Consider the following 239-nt stretch of genomic DNA (forward strand, 5'->3'; position numbering starts at 1 on the left):
CAGCGTCCACCTGCACTCGCCGCGGGTGATGGCCCAGGTGACCCTGTCGCCGGGACGGGTCGGGAACGCGAGGGCCAGTATCGTAATCGCGTCGGGAAGCGCGCAACCCATCGACGCGAAGGAGGTGACGCTGGTCCTCTCGAAGCCGGAGGCCGGGATCGAGGCCATCATCCGCCCGGCGAGGAGGTCAGCACGGAATGCCTGGGAGGTCTACGGACTCACGGTGCCCGTCGCCGGAA

At 69.0% G+C, this 239-nt stretch carries 1 pseudogene; it reads left to right on the plus strand.

Annotated elements, in window-relative coordinates:
* Positions 1–239: pseudogene (locus KBI52_RS00120) on the plus strand (copper resistance protein CopC); the annotation flags it as partial.

This window comes from Microvirga sp. HBU67558 (assembly GCF_018069605.1).
GTDB lineage: Bacteria > Pseudomonadota > Alphaproteobacteria > Rhizobiales > Beijerinckiaceae > Microvirga > Microvirga terrae.